General features: G+C 66.3%; 14 protein-coding genes. 6 read left to right on the top strand and 8 right to left on the bottom strand.

Annotation, left to right across the window (positions count from 1 at the left end; translation table 11 throughout):
• Window positions 1-2 precede the first annotated feature (2 nt).
• Complete coding sequence (locus tag CCUG20998_RS22435) at window positions 3-1109, top strand: glycosyltransferase family 4 protein (protein ID WP_240642827.1); 1107 nt, start codon at window positions 3-5, stop codon at window positions 1107-1109.
• Window positions 1110-1202: 93 nt separating this feature from the next.
• Window positions 1203-1964, top strand: a complete 762-nt coding sequence (locus CCUG20998_RS22430) for a class I SAM-dependent methyltransferase (RefSeq protein ID WP_231389727.1) — start codon at window positions 1203-1205, stop codon at window positions 1962-1964.
• Here the strand turns inward: CCUG20998_RS22430 and CCUG20998_RS22425 are convergent.
• Window positions 1943-2692: a carbon-nitrogen hydrolase family protein gene (locus CCUG20998_RS22425; protein ID WP_020729691.1), complete on the bottom strand. Its 750-nt coding sequence runs from the start codon at window positions 2690-2692 to the stop codon at window positions 1943-1945. The genes CCUG20998_RS22430 and CCUG20998_RS22425 overlap by 22 nt on opposite strands.
• Window positions 2693-2859: 167 nt before the next feature.
• Here CCUG20998_RS22425 and CCUG20998_RS22420 point away from each other — a divergent pair, with 167 nt between their 5' ends.
• Both CCUG20998_RS22420 and CCUG20998_RS22415 read left to right on the top strand, forming a co-directional pair.
• Window positions 2860-3525 carry a class I SAM-dependent methyltransferase gene (locus CCUG20998_RS22420; protein WP_036456080.1) on the top strand — a complete coding sequence of 222 codons (666 nt, stop codon included), beginning with the start codon at window positions 2860-2862 and terminating at the stop codon, window positions 3523-3525.
• A 100-nt stretch (window positions 3526-3625) separates the two neighbouring features.
• On the top strand, window positions 3626-4423 hold the full coding sequence (locus CCUG20998_RS22415; protein ID WP_036456082.1) for a class I SAM-dependent methyltransferase: 798 nt from the start codon (window positions 3626-3628) through the stop codon (window positions 4421-4423).
• On the opposite strand, the gene CCUG20998_RS22410 is transcribed toward CCUG20998_RS22415, so the two are convergent.
• On the bottom strand, window positions 4403-5350 hold the full coding sequence (locus tag CCUG20998_RS22410; protein ID WP_240642868.1) for an FkbM family methyltransferase: 948 nt from the start codon (window positions 5348-5350) through the stop codon (window positions 4403-4405). The genes CCUG20998_RS22415 and CCUG20998_RS22410 overlap by 21 nt on opposite strands.
• A gap of 448 nt (window positions 5351-5798) precedes the next feature.
• Between CCUG20998_RS22410 and CCUG20998_RS22400 the strand changes: the two genes are divergently transcribed.
• Window positions 5799-7760, top strand: coding sequence for a hypothetical protein (locus tag CCUG20998_RS22400; RefSeq protein WP_036456084.1), 1962 nt, complete (start codon window positions 5799-5801; stop codon window positions 7758-7760).
• A 34-nt stretch (window positions 7761-7794) separates the two neighbouring features.
• Entirely contained in the window at window positions 7795-8751 is a 957-nt protein-coding gene (locus tag CCUG20998_RS22395; protein ID WP_020729697.1) for a class I SAM-dependent methyltransferase, read from the top strand.
• A gap of 14 nt (window positions 8752-8765) precedes the next feature.
• Here CCUG20998_RS22395 and CCUG20998_RS22390 read toward each other — a convergent pair whose 3' ends face one another.
• The 6 genes from CCUG20998_RS22390 to CCUG20998_RS22365 form a co-directional block, all read right to left on the bottom strand.
• Window positions 8766-9821, bottom strand: a complete 1056-nt coding sequence (locus CCUG20998_RS22390) for a glycosyltransferase family 4 protein (protein WP_036456086.1) — start codon at window positions 9819-9821, stop codon at window positions 8766-8768.
• Entirely contained in the window at window positions 9818-11809 is a 1992-nt protein-coding gene (locus CCUG20998_RS22385; RefSeq protein WP_103654070.1) for a glycosyltransferase, read from the bottom strand. Before CCUG20998_RS22385 ends, CCUG20998_RS22390 begins: the two co-directional genes overlap by 4 nt.
• Window positions 11806-13281 (bottom strand): oligosaccharide flippase family protein, encoded by a 1476-nt coding sequence (locus CCUG20998_RS22380; RefSeq protein ID WP_020729700.1) that lies wholly within the window; start codon window positions 13279-13281, stop codon window positions 11806-11808. The genes CCUG20998_RS22385 and CCUG20998_RS22380 overlap by 4 nt, the downstream gene beginning before the upstream one ends.
• 14 nt (window positions 13282-13295) lie before the next feature.
• Window positions 13296-14801 carry a sugar transferase gene (locus tag CCUG20998_RS22375; RefSeq protein ID WP_020729701.1) on the bottom strand — a complete coding sequence of 502 codons (1506 nt, stop codon included), beginning with the start codon at window positions 14799-14801 and terminating at the stop codon, window positions 13296-13298.
• A gap of 16 nt (window positions 14802-14817) precedes the next feature.
• On the bottom strand, window positions 14818-15684 hold the full coding sequence (locus CCUG20998_RS22370; RefSeq protein WP_036456088.1) for a WecB/TagA/CpsF family glycosyltransferase: 867 nt from the start codon (window positions 15682-15684) through the stop codon (window positions 14818-14820).
• 188 nt (window positions 15685-15872) lie between these two features.
• Complete coding sequence (locus tag CCUG20998_RS22365; protein ID WP_038580673.1) at window positions 15873-17045, bottom strand: PPE family protein; 1173 nt, start codon at window positions 17043-17045, stop codon at window positions 15873-15875.
• Between the last annotated feature and the right edge of the window lie 259 nt (window positions 17046-17304).

Raw genomic sequence — 17304 nt, 5'->3', positions numbered from 1 at the left:
GGGTGCCGACGCCGCAGGACCGGCTGCGCGTGCTGGTGGTCGGCCCGGCCCCGGCCGCGGCGACCAGCCGGGGCGGCATGGCCACGGTGATCGCGCTGATGGCGGCCCATCCTGACCCGCGCATCCACATCACGGCGGTGCCCACGTTCATCGACGGCCCGCTATGGCCGCGGCTGATGCTCGGTGTCCGCGGAATGCTGCGCGCCACCTGGCTGGTGCTGCGCAAGCGCACCGATGTCCTGCATGTTCATCTGGCCCACGGCGGCAGCGTGATTCGCAAAGCCCTGCCGCTGTTAGCGGCGCGACTGACCGGTACACCGGCGATTGTGCATGCCCACAGCTACGACTTCGGCGGCTGGTTCGATCAGCTCGCGCCGCCCGCTCGGGCGGCGGTGCGCCGGATGCTGGCCGCCGATCACTGGGTGGTGCTGGGGGAGAGTCATGTCCAGGAGTACGCCAGCCGGCTGCGGTTGCCCACCAACCGGATCAGCGTGCTACCCAACGCGGTTCGAATTCCGAACACCCCGGTGAATCAGCTGGGGGTCCAGCGGGTGCATGCGGTGGCCCTGGGGCGGCTGGGCGTGCGCAAGGGCAGCTATGACCTGATCGACGCGGTAGCGGCACTCGATGAGACGGTGCGCAACCGGCTGCTGGCCACGCTCGCCGGGGACGGCGACGTCGACCAGGTGCGTGCGGCGGTCGCCGAGGCCGGTCTGGGCGAGACGATCGACGTGGTGGGCTGGCTCGATCCGATGGCGCGCGACGAGTTGCTGTGCCGTGCACAAATTTTCGTGTTGCCCAGCCGCAACGAGGGCCTGCCCATGGCGTTGCTCGAGGCGATGGCGAACGGGCTGGCCCCGGTGACGACAACGGCGGGCAGCATCGGCGAAGTGGTCACCGATGGCGTCAACGGCCTGCTCGTTGGGCCCGCCCACGCCGATCAGCTCGCGCACGCGCTCGGCGCCCTGGTGACCGATGAGAACCTGCGCGCCCGCCTGGGCGGGGCCGCCCGAGAGCGGGCCGGTGAGTTCGGGCTCGACCGCTGGTATCAGCAGCTGACGCGGTTGTGGGCCAGCCTGGCTGGCGATCCGCACCCGTCCCGGCGATGACGATGTCAACCAACCATCCGCGACGGTGTTCTCATAAGGTACGACGATGACGACAGGCACGGTGGCCGGCGGCGGTGCCATGCCGACACACGGATGGGTCGGGTGGCGTTGACCGAGAGCGAAGAGTACGCCCGGCAGTACTTCGATGAGCAGGCGGAGTCCAACAAAGAGTATTGGCGTCGGTTCGGGGTTGTCCCCGACTGGGCGGGCAAGCGGGTCCTCGACGTCGGCTGCGGCCATGGCGCGTTGTCGATCGACATCGCCCAGGCCGGCGCCAGCGTGCTCGGCGTGGATCTGGATGAAGGGCGCGTCGCGTTCGCCAATCGCAACCTGGCGCAGCGATTTCCCGAGCTGGCCGATCGGGTGAAGTTTCGGGCGGTCGATGTGCGGTCGCTTCCGGTGGACGAACCGTTCGACGTGATCGTTTCCAAGGACACCTTCGAGCATGTTGCCGACGTGGCGTCGTTGCTTCGGGCCCTCGGCGAACGGTTGACCCGGCCCGGCGGGCGCATCTACGCGGGATTCAGCCCGCTGTATTACAGCCCCTTCGGCGACCATGGGCGCACCGGCTTGAAGGTGCCCTGGGCGCACGCGATCCTGCCGAAACGGCTGGTGTTTGCGGCCGCAGCACGCAAATACGGCCATCCGGTGGGCTCGCTGTTGGACATCGGCCTCAACGGCAACACCCCCGATCAGTTCCGGGCGGCGTTCGACAACAGCGGACTGCGACAACTCGACATCGGCTACAACCGGGGCGCCAAGCGGTTGTTGCCCGCATTGGAGAGGGCGCGCCGGCACTGGCGGCGCTTCGACAGGTTCACCACCGTCAGCATCTATGCCGTCTTCGGGGTGTGATCGTCGCGGGCCCGACCCGGCGGGGTCCGGCCGATCGTGGCGTGCGCGATCTGGTCCGGTCCGGCGCCGGCCTCGGCTACCAGCGTCGACGTCGCCGACCAGATAGCCGAGTGGCCCGCTGTGTGTAGGTAGCCACCTCCGGTGGGCCCGGCGAAGCTTGCCATGGCAACCGGCGCGTCGCACGTCGCGGCAATGGTGCGAGCACGGTGCCGTTGCTCGCCGAGTTCCCAGTCATGATGAACGACACCGCAGGCATACAGGTCCACGCCGAGCCGCGCGGTGCCCCGCACGTGCTCGGGCACACCGGTGTCACGACATATCCCCAACCCGATGCGCCACCCGTCAAGGTCGATAGTTCGGGGGCCGGGACCTGGCCGGAACCGCGCCTTTTCGGCGGCGCCCAGGTGCGTCTTGCGGTAGACGACCTCAGCGCCCGAGGAGTCGACCAGCACCATCGCGATGTAGCGCCGCCCGCGGTCTTCGACGGGTGCACCGACCAAGACACTGCAACCCGTTGCCGCACATGCCAATACCAACCGATCAACGACTGGGCCGGCAACATCGACCGGTGCCACCTCTAGTTGGTAGCCCGTGAGCGAAAGCTCCGGAAACACCACCAGGCGTGCGTTGGCCCGTCGGATCAGGGCCGCGTGGGCATCGACATTCGCGGCCACCGCGCCCATCACGGTTCGTGGTTGTGCGACGGCAACCACCAACTCCGTCTCCACCTGGTGCATTCTCGCCGAACGCCGCGCTTTCCGCAGCGGGGCGTTTTCTTGCGGTGCTCACCGGCAGCCATTAGTTTCGTTATGCGGCGGTCGCTGGCAGGATCCGGCTCGAAACGCCACACCGGAGATTCCGATGTCATCGGGCCGACGTCAAAGACTAGGGATAAATGTCGAACTGGTTGCGCGACACCGCCACGGACATCAATTCGCGGCGATCCCTTTCGGGACGCGCCCGCGCGAGACGATGGCGGCACCTCATCGAGGTTTTTCCGTCGTTCGCCGAAATGCGAGTGCTCGATCTGGGCGGAACACCGGAGTCGTGGCGGTTGGCCCCAGTGCGGCCCACCGCGGTCACCACGGTCAACCTGCTGCCCATCGAATCGCAGATCACGGGCATCACCGCGATCCAAGGCGACGCATGTGAGCTGCCCGGCACGATCGCGAACGACCACTTCGACCTGGTGTTCTCCAATTCGCTACTGGAACATGTCGGCGGCCATGTGCGGCGGCAACGCTTGGCCGACAATGTGCACCGGCTGGCCGACCGGCACTGGGTGCAAACCCCCTACCGCTATTTTCCGATCGAGCCGCACTGGTTGTTCCCGGGCATCCAGTGGTTGCCGTACGAGGCGCGGGTGCAGATATCGATGCGCTGGAATCGCGGTTACATTCGGACGCATACTCGCGAAGAGGCACAAGAGCAGGTCGATGAGATCGACTTGATCGGTATTGCACAGATGCGCCGATACTTCCCGTCATCGTTGATTTGGTACGAACGATTCGCCGGGCTGATCAAATCGCTGGTCGCCATCAAAACCGACCACGACGGATAGGTAACGGCGGCCGCGGCACCGGCGGGGCCCCAACCGGGCGGAGCCGACATACTGAAATTGTGCGTTTACCGTCGCACCGGGCCAGCGTTAAGGGGACTAGATGAGCAGTCGAACGGACTTGAAGACCGTCGACAGCTGGAGCGACGAAGTGGCGCTGTGTTCCTCGGTCATCAAAAGTCTCGGCGGTCCGCTGGAGATACTCGAAGCCGGATGTGGGCTCGAATGGCCAATCAATCTGGATGGCATCGATTATCGGTTGACCGGTATCGACCTCAATGCTGATGCGCTGCAAAGGCGTGTTGAGAAGGTCGGAGACCTCGACGAGGCGATCCTGGGTGATTTGACCGTCAAGGGAACGATCCCGCCCGGGCGCTACGACGTCATCTACAGCTCGTTCGTGCTCGAGCACATCCACGACGCCGAGGCCGCGCTCGCGTTGATGCTCGACGGGCTCAAACCTGGCGGGCTGCTGCTGCTGCGTATCCCGGACCGCGACGCGGTCTACGGCTGGACCACGCGGCACACACCGTTTTCGGCTCATCTGGCCTACTACCGCTACTTCGTGGGTTACCCCGACGCCGGGAAGCCCGGCCATCCGCCGTTTCGCACCTACCATGCGCCGGTCATCTCCCGGCCCGGCATACGGGCGTTCTGCGACAACAACGAGTGCACGATTGTCGAAGAGCGCGGGCACACCTATTACGTCCGGGGCAAAGGCTTACGGGTCCGGATCGTTCGGGCATACGCAAAAGCGCTGTGGGCCTTGTCCTTTGGTGTTCTGGCCTGGCGGCACAATAACCTCACCTACGTGATCCGCAAGGCGGAGCCGGTCAAGTCCGCCAACGCCGTGCACCGCGCCGCCGGGTTCGGCCAGAGTTCAACGACCCCGACCGGGTGAACGGGTCCACTTCGCGGCGCTCGCCCGCAGTCGATGCTTTAGCCGGCTAGCGCCGTTTTGCGCGCGCCAGAGCGCTGATTTGTGGCGAACCGCGCGCCGGTAAATATCCAGGTAGCGTTGCGCGCTTGCGGGGCCCACCGCCCCCCTGGCCTGCAGCAGCTGCACGCACCGGAAGGCCAGGTCGAACGAGCCATAGCAATGATGCGAAATCATTGCCAGGTGCTTGAGCTGTTCGGCGGTCATCGCGTCGGGGTCAAAGAAGTCCCGGACGTAGACGATGTCGGTTTCCAGGATCTGGTTCAGTGGGCGGCTTGGACTCCCACCGACGACAAAGTCGCCGATCACCCATCTCTTCACAGCGTTGGGGATGCAGTGCGGGACAAACCCCTGACTGCGTAGTTCCAGGTCGACATCCCCGAAGCGCGGCTGATCCCGATACAAGGTGATGAATGAGACTTCGGTCTGAACTGCCACCGCTTCGGCCAGTTTTTCCCGGCCGTTCCGAAAAACAGCCAGTTCGCCGCCTTGGATATCGATTTTCAAGAGATCGAGATGTTCGATTTCACCGATGTCGTCGAGGCGATGAGTCTGGATCGGGAGGCGCTCGATCACCTTGCCGAACGGATCGAAGAGCGTGAACAACCCCTGCGTTGTCGGGTCGGGTTCAAGCAGGCTGGTCATTCCCCCCGGTGGCGGGCAGACCTGCAAAGTCTGTGGCGTGCCGTCGCCGAGGGCGTAGGGCAGGTAGGACTCGTTGGGGCCGCGCGTGCGCTGCAACTCGAGCAACGCTTCGGGCCCCGGCTCGAAGCCGGTGAGGTGGCACAGGCCCGCGTTGAGCATGGCCGTGTACGGCCAGTCGCCGCAGCTTCGGCTGGCCCCAACATCAACGATGTGGGTGAGCCGCGACGGGGACAGGATGTCTCGCAACCCGCCGGTCAATCGAGCACCGCCGAATGTCTGTATGTTTGCTGCGCCCCCGTGAATTGGGGCTTGTCGCGACGGTATTGGCAGCGACGGCGGTGGCCGCGCGGCGTTGGCCGTTGATCGCTGCGCTTGGCCACGCCGTCACCTTAACCATCTGCGGTGGCGCCAACCAAACAGCGGCGCGGCTTGTTGGTTGGCTCAGGCGGGTCAACGACACCGCGTGAGTGCCTCGCCGGCCGCGTGACCAGGTCGAACGTTACCCACAGGTTCGGCGCCGATCTGTAGTAGTGTGCACCTGTGAGGGGTGCTCTATTACCATTTCGGCCTGCTGTGCGACGTCGATTTTCCTTGAGGCAGAACATCTTTCGTGTCTGCGGAAGTTGATCAGGCCGGATTTCCTGGAACGTATTGAGGCATATTGATGTACCGCAATTCTGTGCGCATAGCTCGCATGGCTCTGGCGCTGGCCAGCGTGGTCGGATTCCTGGCCTTGAGCGCGCCGGCGTCCTGGGGTGCGCCCGAGGAGACCGATACCACGCTCGTGGACGCGCCGACCATGACGTTGAGCAGTCTCGGATACAACTCCGTCTTGTCGTTCTATGGTCTGCAGGGCACCCAGCAGCTGACCATTCCCGCCCCGCACGGGCTCAAACCGACCGCGTTGAACGCGACCGCCGTACTGCCGGTCAATCTGCGCTCCGGCTTGATCACGGTCACCCAAAACGACCGCGAAATCGCGAGGGTGAACCTGCCCGCGGCGGACCAATCGCCCATTGTCATTCCGCTGGCCGACGCAACGGTGGTCGATGACGCGGTGACCGTGATCTTGCGGGCCTACCTGGTGCCATTGGAGGACTTGTGCGTCTACCCGTGGAGCCCGTTTAGCCTGGTCAACGGCTCGGTCAGCTTCGTCGGCGTGGAGCGGCCGCCCGTCACGGTGGCCCATTTCCTGCCGCCGGTGCTGCGGCGGCTGAGCATCTTCGTGCCGCCATCGCCGTCGGTGGCCGAGTCCGACGCGGTGGTCCAGTTGGCCGCCGCCGCGGCGGCCCACTACGGCAAACAAGCCCCGGAAATCGCGGTGGTCCGGTTGCCCGAGGGGGAGCTCGCCCCGCCGGCGCCGCCGCGACCGCTGGAACGCCAAGTCGTCATCAAAGAGGGTCAGGACGAGGGGCTTTCCCTTCGGGGGGCCACCGGTGTGCCCTGGCTGCTGATCTCCGGGCCGCTGGGTTCGGCCGCGGAATCATCGATAACGTTGCTGTTCAGCAGCCTGTCCCAGCTGGCCCTGGCTTCCAAGGCCGTGGTGGGATCGTTCAAGCCCAGCCTGCACCTGCCCGGTGACACCACCACGCTGCGCGAACTCGGGCAGCCCGGCCTGAACTCCGTTGGACTGCAGCCGCGGGTGACCATCGGGCTGGACCAGACTCGGTTCGCGAGATCGGTGCACTCGATGCGGGTGCATCTACAAGGCTCATACTCGCCGATACCGCCGAGTATGGCCGGTCAGATCGTCGCAACGATCGGCGCGGAGACCATCGACCGCTGGCCAACCGAAAGCAGTGGTGTCATCGACCGCTGGGTGGACGTTCCGGATCGGCTCCTGCAACGGTGGACCGGCGTTGACCTGACGCTGGATGTGTCGGGCAACGTTGGGCGCTGCGGAGATTTCTACACCGCCGGGGCGGGAGATCACGTACTTACCCTGGCCATCGACGGCGACACCGCCGTGCAGAGCAGCCCGGCGGCGCCGCCGGTGCCCGACGGACTGCGATCGGTGCCCCAAGCGCTGATGCCGCAGATCCAGGTGGGCATCGAAGAGCACTCCTTTGACGACACCGCTCGTGCCGTCAGGATTGTGGTTGGTCTGCAGCGAACCAGTTCGGTGCCGCTGCAGACCACCGTGACCAGCGTGCAGCAAGCGATCGATTCGTCGAAGTCGGCGATATTGATTGCGGCCGACGGATGGAACCACGCCGATATCGTGCTTCCGGTCTCGGCCGGACCCGGCGGGCCGATCACCATCAACGCGGTCAAGTCGGACGGCAAACCGGCCACCTTGACCCTGGACCCCGCACTGCGATTTGCTTCTCTGCAAACGGTTTTCCAGCACGGCCGGTCGCTGCTGGTGGCGACGTCCAATGGCGCCCCCGAACAGCTCGACGGGCTTCTAGGGTGGCTCGATGGCGACAGCGCCCGCTGGCCCGGGATCAGGGGCGTGGCGCTGGTGGCCATGCCCGGGCAAGACCCGGTTGTGGTGGAACGTCCGAACGCGGGTTCGGTGGACGACGCGACATCCGAGCAGCGTTCCGGCTCGGGATGGATTTGGTGGTTTGGTGGCGCCTGGCTTGTTGCGGCCGTCGTCGGCGCCGGGGTGATCCTGTTCCGTAGCCGGCTCGGCCCCCTGCGGCGCAGATAGCTCACATAGCCCGGATAGCAAGGGAATAGCTTTTGTGGAACCGCGGGGCGACAAGTTAATCGCGCGCTACAAGCAAACGTACGGCATTGCGGCCGAGGCGGATATCACCGAACGCATGATCCTGGAGCATTGGAACTTGGAGAAGCGGCTCACGCGCGAGCTGCTGCAATCGGATCCCGAAACCCGATGGGAAACGTTCGACCGGTGCTACACGCGTCTGTACACCGAGTTGACGTGGCTCAACGAGTTCTCCGACACCGCGTCATCTGCATCTGCATCTGCACAAGAGCGATTCGGACGATGGCTGGAACTCATCGGGCCACCGCCGCAGTCGATATACGAAATCGGTTCGGGCAAAGCCGGTCTCATCTCGTTCCTGGCCCTCAGCGGCTATGACTGCAAGGCCACGGAGATCACCCGCGAACGTGGACCCGCGCTGCTCTCGGACTCGCACGAGAACCTGTCCTGGGGAGTATCCGACGGAGTCCATCTGGATCGGTTCGAGCCCGCGCAGACCTACGAGGTGGTGGTCTCGGACCAGGTGATCGAGCACCTACATCCCGATGACCTGCAGACCCACCTGCGCAGCGTCCATCGCATATTGAAGACGGGTGGGCGCTACATATTCAACACGCCCAGTAAATACACCGGGCCGCACGACGTCTCGCGCGTGTTCAAACGCGCCGCGCCGGAGGGAATGCACCTCAAAGAATATGACTGCCGCGAAATCGTTGCGGTCACGAAGCGGGCCGGCTTCAGCTCGGTGCGCTACGGATTTGTGCCACGAAGGTTCCGGCTTCTGCTCGTCGCTGTGGGGGCAAGGAAGCTCGCCGAACCCGAGCGGGTGGGAGTCCTGTTTCTGCGGATGGTGCTATTCGTGGAGAAGGTGTTGTGCGGGTTGCGCGCCCACTGGCTGCGCCGTCTTTGTGCAAACATGCTCTGCAAGCTGGGTGTTTTCTCGGGCACCATTTCGGTGGTGGCCGAGAAATGAGATCGCGGCCCGCTCTAGGGCCGCCGGGTGGCCACTTCCTCGATGACGGCCAGCAACGCTTGCGCGGCCCGGTCGACGGCGAAGCGCTGCTGGTAGTAGCGCGCCGCGGTGGCACCGTGGCGCGCCGCGGTGAGCGGCTCGGCGAGCGTGTCGAAGGCGGCGGCGAGGCCGCGGACATCGTCGATGCCGACCGGCGGGCAGCCGGGCGGCTGGTATTCGGGCAGGCCGCCGGCGTTCGACACGATGGGTGTGACGCCCAGCTGCATTGAAAGCACCTGTACGCCGCTTTGTGACGCGCGACGGTAGTGGGCAACCGAGGCCTTCGCGGCGGCCAGGGTCGCGACAACGTCGCAGTAGCGGTAGTCGCCGGGCAGCCAGCGGGTGTGCTCGGGCAGGGCGCGGGCATCGAATGGTCCACCGATGAGTAGCAGATCGTCGCCGCGCCAGCCGTTTCCGCCGACATGGCGTTGCCAAGCCTCGAGCACCACATCGGCGTTCTTGTAGGGGTGCAGCCGGCCGATCATGACGAAGTCGTGACGGTCCTCGGGGCCCACGAGTGGCGGAACCAGTGTGGGGTCCAGGTCACTGGTGAGGGGCACCACGTGCACCGGTGTGCCGGCGACATCACGGCGGGTGGCGACCGCTCCGGCAACATAGTCGCTGTAGGTGATGGTCGCCGCCGAACGGGCGCTCCAGCGGTCGAATATCGCACTTTCGTAGGCGCGCCGGTGTTCGGCCGTGTCGTGCGGGCGGTCGTCGTGCACCAGCTGAATGCGAGGAGCCGGCCCGGCCAGTGCGATCCAGCGCGGATCGCGAACCAACTCGGCGATCACCACGTGCGGGCGGTACCCGCGCACTCGGCGCCCGGCCGCGACGCCCGCGGGCCAGCTGGCGGCCGCACGCAACCGCGGATCAAGCACCACCTCGTAGTCGCGGGCCGCGTCCGACTCGGGATGTTGGTCGGTGGTCACCAGCAGTACGTCGATCCCGCGGCTGCGCAGCGCCTCCGCCTGGATTCGTGCCAGCGGCCGCATCCACGGTGAAAGCCAAAGCAGACGAAGCGAGTTCATAGCACCGCGTGGATGGCGTCCAGGTAGGCGTCGGTCATCGCGGCCACCGTGTAGTGCTTGCGCATGCGCGCGAAACCGCGTTGTCCGACGGCGGGCAGCCCGCCTGGGTCAGCCAGGATCTGGGCCAGCCGCTCTTGCCAGGCCGACACCGTCACCGGTTCGACGACAAAGCCCGCCCCGCCGAAATCCAGCATCTCCGGGACGGCGCAAATCGCGGACGCCGCGACCGGTACCGCCCGTGCCATCGCTTCGAGAATCACCAGTGGGAACGCCTCTGAGCGGCTCGGTACGCAGAGCAGGTCGGCATCGGCAAGAGCCGGCCCGGGCCCGGGTGACCAGCCGCGCCAATGGACGCGATCACGCAGCCGTTCGGGAGTGCGGGCCTGCAACCGCTCGCGGTCCGGTCCGTCACCGAAAATGGAAAGAGTCCAAGGTAGTTCGGTAATCCCGCTGAGCGCTTCGATCAGCAGATGCGGGTTCTTGTGCTCGACGATGCGCGAAAGCATGACCAGATGCGGCGGTGCGCCGGCCGGCCTGCTGCGACCGGCCGGGCGGTCGGTCACCGCAACGCCGTTGGGTGCGACGAACCGTGGTCCGCCAAGGCGATGGTAGGGGGTCAACATGTCCCAATGGCGTTGTGCCAGCACGATGAAACCGTCCGCACGGCGCATCGCGGCGGTCAGCGGCCGGGAATAGATGGGCCCATCCTCGAGTGGCGGGATGTGGGCCGCGACCAGCCAGCGCCGCCGGCGGCCGGCCGCGCGCCACAGCGTGGCGAAGCCGGTCTCGGTGTTGGTGTCACCGCTGATCAGCACGGCCGGACCCGGCCCAACGTCGACGATCGGTGCCCACCAGGGTTGGCGCACCACGCGGACGGTGTCCGGGATCTCCTTGATCAGCGGGCCGAACCGCTGCACGCACACGATGGTGACGGGGTAGCCGCGGCGGTCCAATTCCGCTGCCAGCAATGCCTTTTGCCGCTCGGCGCCGCCGTAGACCAATCGGTTGGTGGCGATCACGATCGCCGGGCGGCGCTTGCCGGCACCCGTATTGCGGATCGCGCGGCGCTGGGCCCGGCGCAGTCGCTGCAGCACCTTGGTGGTGGCCAAGTACGCGTCCGCGTGATGCACGCTGCACTGATGCTCGAGCAGTAGCGCGTCGTTGGCGCGGATCACGTCTCGAGTGCGGCGGCGTTCGCCGGCCGTCACGGTCGGGCCGGTTTCGGCGCCGGTCGGCGGCGCGCCGCCCTGCTGGGCGCCGAGTTCGTCGGCCAGCAGCACCCGCCAGCCCGCCGCGCGGGCACGCGCTTGCCAATCGGCCGGGGCGCCGTGGCTGAAGTACTCCTCGTCGAAGCCGCCGACGGCGTTCCACGCGGCACGGCTGATGGCCAGGCAGGTCGCCTTCAAATAGCCGCTGACGCTTTGTGATTCGCGGGGCCGTTGGGGGTAGAGGGGCGAGATGGGGGTGGCCCGCAGTGAGCTGGACAATCCGGTCGCTTCGACCACGCCCCGGACCAGTGTCAACCGCTGGGTCGCGATGTCCCATGGCGGCTGATCCGGTGCCGCCTCGTCGCGCACCAGCGGCGAGACCGCTGCCACTCCCGGTTGGCGCAGCAACTGTCTGGTGCGGGTCAACGGCCCCCGCAGCCGGGCATCGGCCTTGAGTAGCAGGAGATCGCTATCGCCGGGCGACTGCCGCGCCAACGCGTTGCAGGCCGCGGCGAAGCCGACGTCGGCCGGACCCGAGATCCAGTGCACCGCTGGGTGGCCGGCGGCTAGTTCTTGCCGGCCGGGATATCCCTGAGCACTGTTGTCGTACACGTAGACCGGGAGCCCGGGCAGCTGCTCCGCGACGCTGTGCAGGCAGCTCTGCACCGGGTCGTGGCCGTTCTCGATCACGATCAGGACCGCCAGCGAGCGCTCGGCGGGTAGCGGGGCCGGGTCGCCGACCGGGCGCTGCAGATACGCGCGGTCCATCTCGTCGGTCATGGCGTGAGCTGCTCGGGCTGCGCATTGGGCCGTAACGAGGCCATGGTCGACCAGGTGAGCGGGCCGATGGCCGCGTTGATGGCCAGATAGGCGACTGCGGCGGCGGCCAGCACGACGATGACGTGATGACCGGCCAGGAGTAGGACCACCGCGACGCTGGCCGCCGTCGGGACCGATAACCGCAGCAAGAACAGCACCGGTGTGTGGTAGCCGCACTGACGATGCAGCCACCAACTGGCGATCGTCATGTTGAACAACTCGGTACACACCAGCGCGATGCCGGCTCCCACGGCGCCCAAGCGCCCATCCAGGGCGAGATTGAGGACGATGTTGAGTGTGAGGGTGGCGACCGACAGCCAGAACCAGAACCGCTGACTATGGCTGGCGAACAGACCCTCGCCGAGGGTGGTAGCGATGAAGCGTAGCCCCACCGCGATGAACAGCAAGGCCAGCGTGGGCGTACCGCGGCTGACGAACGCCTGGCTGCCCAGCAGCCTGATCAGGGGTTGCGCCACCAGCACGCCGACCACGGCGATCGGCACGGCAAGGAAATACATCAGCTCGACGCTGCGGCGCATAAAGCCGGCGAATGCCGCCAGGTCGCGGGAATACAGTTCGGTCGCGGTGGAGAGCGTGGACTTGAGGAAGAACACCGACAAAACCAGGGTGTTGAGTGCGATCGAGGAGGCCAACCCGTAAACGCCGACCTCGGAATGGGTGTTCAGCAGGGACAGGATCACCCCGTCAACGCGCCAGTACAGCACGGTGATGACCGTGACGCCCATTGGAAAAAGGCTCTCCCGCAAGAGATCTGCGGCCTCTCGCAGCGCGAGGATGGGGCGCAGCCGGACCCGCTGGGACGCGGCGCGGCTCTGGATCAGCAACTGCAGCGCCGTCTGAATGAGTTGCGGTACCGCGAACCAGATGACATCGGCTCGGCTGGCCACCAGAAAGCTGATCACGCCCAGCGTCGCCAACCGGCCGACGACGTCGGAGACGGCCACGGCGGTGAACCGCACGGTGACCAGGAACACCGGTTCCAGTCGCGTCAGCATCGTCACGATGAGCAGCTGGCACGAGAGCACCACGAGCATGGCTCGCACCTCGTGGTCGTGATACACCAGCAATCCAGATCCCGCCGCCACCAGGGTCAGCGGAATGCAATAGACCAGGGACAGGCCGTTGTAGATCCGGACCAGGCGTTCCAGATCGTCGGGGGACGAGGTGACGCGGCGCACGATGACCCGGCCGATACCGAGATCCACCAGGCTCGCCCACATTCCGATGAACGCCACCGCAATGGTGAGCTGGCCGTAACGGCCGGGCCCGAGATAGCGCGCGGTCAGCATCACCGAGACCACCGAGGCCAGCATCCCGAGTATCCGGCAGATGAGCTGGATCGAGAACGCCTGCGCCAAACGTGCTACCGGCACGGACGGCACAACCGGGCTGGGCACCGTCGGTTCGGTCATGGTTCGCGGGCCACCTAGTAGGCGCCGCGGCTGGCCAGAACGGCCTTCACCGTTTTGGCGATGATCATGAGATCACCTGCCATCGACCAGTTGTCGACATAGGACAGATCCAACCGGACCGATTCTTCCCAGGAGAGTTGGGACCGGCCGCTGACCTGCCATATTCCGGTAACGCCCGGCTTCACCAACAGCCGCCGCCGGACATCACCGTCGTAGCTGTCGACTTCTCGACTCAGCGGCGGCCGGGGCCCGACCACGCTCATGTCCCGCTTGACCACGTTGATGAACTGCGGAATCTCATCGATGCTGAATCTGCGAAGGATTCGGCCGATCCGTGTGACCCGCGGATCGTCGCGCATCTTGAACAGAATGCCGCCGGCGCCCTCATTCAGCGAAACCAGGCCGTCGATTTGGCTGTCGGCACCCACCACCATCGTTCGAAGTTTAAGCATGGTGAAGGGCTGGCCATTGATGCCTATGCGTTCGGCGCGGTAGCAGACCGGCCCCTTGCTGGTCAGCTTGATAGCGACGGCGGCGGCGATGAGCAGTGGCGATGCGGCGATCAGAGCTGTCAGTGCGAAGCAGAAGTCGAAGGCTCGTTTCTGAAACCGTTGCGCCCCTGAGTATTGCGGTTTTTCGACATGCAGCAGCGGGAAGCCGGCCACGGGGCGCAGGGTCAGCCGGGCCTGCGCGATGTCCATCACCCCCGGCGACACCACCAGGTCCACGTCCAGTGTCTCCAGCTGCCAGATCAGGTTCCTGATCGCGTGCACGCCGAACTGCTCGGTCTGGGTCACCACCACCGTGTCTGCGCCGCATTCGTCGATCGCCGCCACGGCGTGGGATTCGTCACCAAGGATCGGGACTTTGCGGCCTTCGACCTGCAGCACGTCGCCGCGCGGCGCCCCCGAACCCGGTATGCAGACCCCGACAACGGAGTAGCCGTCGCGCGGATTGCGGACCAGTTCATGGATGAGGCGCGAAACCCCTGGCCGGTCACCGATAGCCAGTGCGATCGTCTGGCATTGGCCCCGAGCGCGTTTGCGGCCGACATACTTGCGCCACCCGTTGCGACTCGCCAGCAATGCGATGGTGCCGACCGGCAGGGCGACCGCCAGATAGCCGCGGGCCAGGTCGATCTTGGCGAGCAGGGTGACCATTGCGATGGCCCCGAATGTCCAGAATGATGCGCTGCTGATTCGGCGGTATTCGTCGATTCCCACCCCGATGACGTGCTGTGATCTCGTGTTGAAGATCGCCAGACACGACAGCCACAGTGCCGCGAACAGAACCGAGAACAGCGTCATGACCGGGCCCGGGTAGCCCGATCTGTTCGGTGAATCGCCGAATCGCACGTATTGCGCGAGCATGACCGCCGCGAAGACGATCGCCGAGTCGGTGATGCGCAGACGGCGTGAATACTGCAGCCGCCAGCGCCGCACCGTGTCGCGATTGGGCGAGCCCATGGGATCCGGAGTTGCCGGACAATCACCGGTTCGCCCGTGCAGCAACGAGGTCACGCTGGCCCGCTTTCCCTTATGCAGTCGCTGGTTCGGGCTGGGTGGTGTCGCGGACGGAGGCTGGGATGTCGACATGATCACTCGATGGCGGGCCCCCGCAGTAGGTGTGGGGGTAGTAGATCAACTGCGCGCGCGCCGCGCGGAGCAAGGCAATGGGGCCCTGCAACAGATAACGGCGGGCCAACCGGCGGGGCTCGCTGGCCAACCGGTATAGCCATTCCAGGCCGGCTTTCTGCATCCAACCGGGGGCTCGGTTGGTGGCGCCGGCCAGGAAATCAATGGCACCGCCGCACGGCAGGAAAACCCGGGCCCCGGTCGCGCAGCCGTACTGGTCGACCCACCGTTCCTGGCGAGGTTTGCCCAAGCTGACGATCAGGATGTCGGTGCGCGCGTTGCGGATAGCGGCCGCCAGGTGTTCTGACGATGATTCGATGTCCTCGGCGGTCGGCGCCCACATGCCCGCAATTGCCAGCGCCGGGTGCCGCGTCGCCAAGGACTCGGCGAGCAGCCGATGGGTCCCGGCGCTGCCGCCAAAAAAGCCGACGCGCTGACCCGAGCGCTCGGCCAACTCCAACAGGCTGGGGAGTAGGTCGGCCCCGGTGATCCGGGGCCATGGCTCGCCCGTGAGCAGCTTGCCCCGCCATGCGATCGGCATGCCGTCGGCCAGCAGCAGCCATTCCAGCCGACCGCGGGGCGCGGCCGCGATTTTGCGGAAATGGAACAGGTGGTCGAGATTCACCGAGCCCACCGAGAGGCACCCCCGGGAGGTGGATTGCAGGCGTGACGCGATGATCGACAGCACCTCATCGAACTCGCGGCGCTCGACGATGGTGCCGCTGACGGCCATTCGCACAGCGGGCGCAGACCGGATGCCCTGGTTCATGTTCTCGCGCTTCCCGTCTCGCCCGGCAGGGGTGCGGCTATCGCGACCGCGCCCGCGGTGGCCTCGAGTGTCACTCGCCGCTCCTTCCGGAACAGGGTGCGGCGACCGGCACCGTGCGATTGCGGTCACCGCGTGCACCATCCCCGACGTAATCCGGGAAGTCAGCCGCCCGCTGCTCATGGCGGGGCTTACGCGTACCCGCCAGAGGGCGGCCGCGACATGATCGTGGGGACCACGCCGTATCGGGGCCCGGGTGATCTGGGCGCGCCGGCCAACGCGCCCCGCGGCGCCGCGCCAAGGACTGTTGGCGCCGCGTTGGCGGCGTCGAGCCCGGCGTTGGGTAGCCCGGAAATCGCGCCCCCGTTCAGCGTTGGGATGACGCTGGTCCAGCTGGCCGGTACCGACAACGGGCCCAGTGAGGCGGCGTTGCCCAGGCCGCCCACCACGCCCGATCCCAACGATCCGAGCGCGCTCGCCCCCGAGCTGGCCGCCCCCGCCGCCGCCCCCTGCACGGCCGCGGCAGCTCCGTTCGCCAAGCCCTGTGCGGTCTGTGCCATTCCCAGGATGGACGACATCGCATAAAGCGGGGTGCCGGCCGCCATGAAATAGCTCGGCAGGGCGTAGATCGGGGTGGTGCCGAGTTCGGGGAGTAGCGACGACGTCGCCGCGGTAAGCGCGGAGGTGGGTGATGCGAGCCCGCCGAGCATGGTGGGAACCGCGGAAACCAATCCGGCCAGCGACAATTGATCTGTTCCCGCGACCGCGGCGGCCTGGGCTCCCGAGGCGGCGGTTGCCTGGGTGACCGCGGTGGTTTGGGTGGCCGCCCCAGCCGGATTGACGACCTCCGGCGGCGAGTTCAGCACCGTCAGCGCGCACGCGCTTGCCGAGTTTGCCGCGTAGTCATACATCGCCAACGCGTCTTGCGCCCACATCTCGCTGTATGCGGCCTCGGTGGCCGCGATTGCCGGCGAATTCTGGCCGAAGAAGTTGGTGGCGGTCAGTGTTGCCAGCTGGACCCGGTTGGCGGCCACCACTGGTGGTGGCACGGTCATTGCCAGGGCGGTTTCGTAGGCTGTCACGGCCAGCGCGGCCTGGTTGGCGGCCTCGCCGGCCTGGGTGGCAACCATGGACGTCCACGTCACATACGGCCAGAACGCAGACGCCATGGATAGCGATGCCGGTCCCAACCAGCCGCCACTGGTTAGTCCCGAGACCACCGATTGGTAATAACTCGCGGCGGTCTGCAATTCGGCGGCCAGGCTCGCCCAGCTCACCGCGGCCGCCGACAGCGATCCGGGGCCGGGCCCGGCGTAGATCCGCGCGGAGTTGATCTCCGGCGGCAGGGCGCCAAAATCAATCACTTCATGCCTCAGCTCGTGGTCGCTAGGCTCGACCCGAAGCGCGAGGCTGCTAGCACTGACGCTGTCGGAGCAGCCGGTTTTGTGATGGTCGTGATGGCATGACCCCCTGCCCATCCCTTCCGACGCGAGGCGGGCGAGGTGTATGATCCAGTCTGGCCGTCGGCGTCCAGATACGATCTATTAGTCGCGCCCGTAAATTTCTGCGTTCAGAATATCGGATCAACCAAAAACTTAACTAGTTTTTGCAAAACCCGCTGTG

The organism is Mycobacterium marinum (assembly GCF_003391395.1).
GTDB lineage: Bacteria > Actinomycetota > Actinomycetes > Mycobacteriales > Mycobacteriaceae > Mycobacterium > Mycobacterium marinum.
This window is presented reverse-complemented; position numbering and strand designations above follow the sequence as displayed.

Excerpts from the sequence above, each read along its gene's own strand:
- CCUG20998_RS22430 (WP_231389727.1), top strand. The coding sequence starts at position 1,203 with ATGGGTCGGGTGGCGTTGACCGAGAGCGAAGAGTACGCCCGGCAGTAC.
- CCUG20998_RS22420 (WP_036456080.1), top strand. The coding sequence starts at position 2,860 with ATGTCGAACTGGTTGCGCGACACCGCCACGGACATCAATTCGCGGCGA.
- CCUG20998_RS22415 (WP_036456082.1), top strand. The coding sequence starts at position 3,626 with ATGAGCAGTCGAACGGACTTGAAGACCGTCGACAGCTGGAGCGACGAA.
- CCUG20998_RS22400 (WP_036456084.1), top strand. The coding sequence starts at position 5,799 with ATGGCTCTGGCGCTGGCCAGCGTGGTCGGATTCCTGGCCTTGAGCGCG.
- CCUG20998_RS22390 (WP_036456086.1), bottom strand. The coding sequence starts at position 9,821 with ATGAACTCGCTTCGTCTGCTTTGGCTTTCACCGTGGATGCGGCCGCTG.
- CCUG20998_RS22385 (WP_103654070.1), bottom strand. The coding sequence starts at position 11,809 with ATGACCGACGAGATGGACCGCGCGTATCTGCAGCGCCCGGTCGGCGAC.
- CCUG20998_RS22380 (WP_020729700.1), bottom strand. The coding sequence starts at position 13,281 with ATGACCGAACCGACGGTGCCCAGCCCGGTTGTGCCGTCCGTGCCGGTA.
- CCUG20998_RS22370 (WP_036456088.1), bottom strand. The coding sequence starts at position 15,684 with ATGAACCAGGGCATCCGGTCTGCGCCCGCTGTGCGAATGGCCGTCAGC.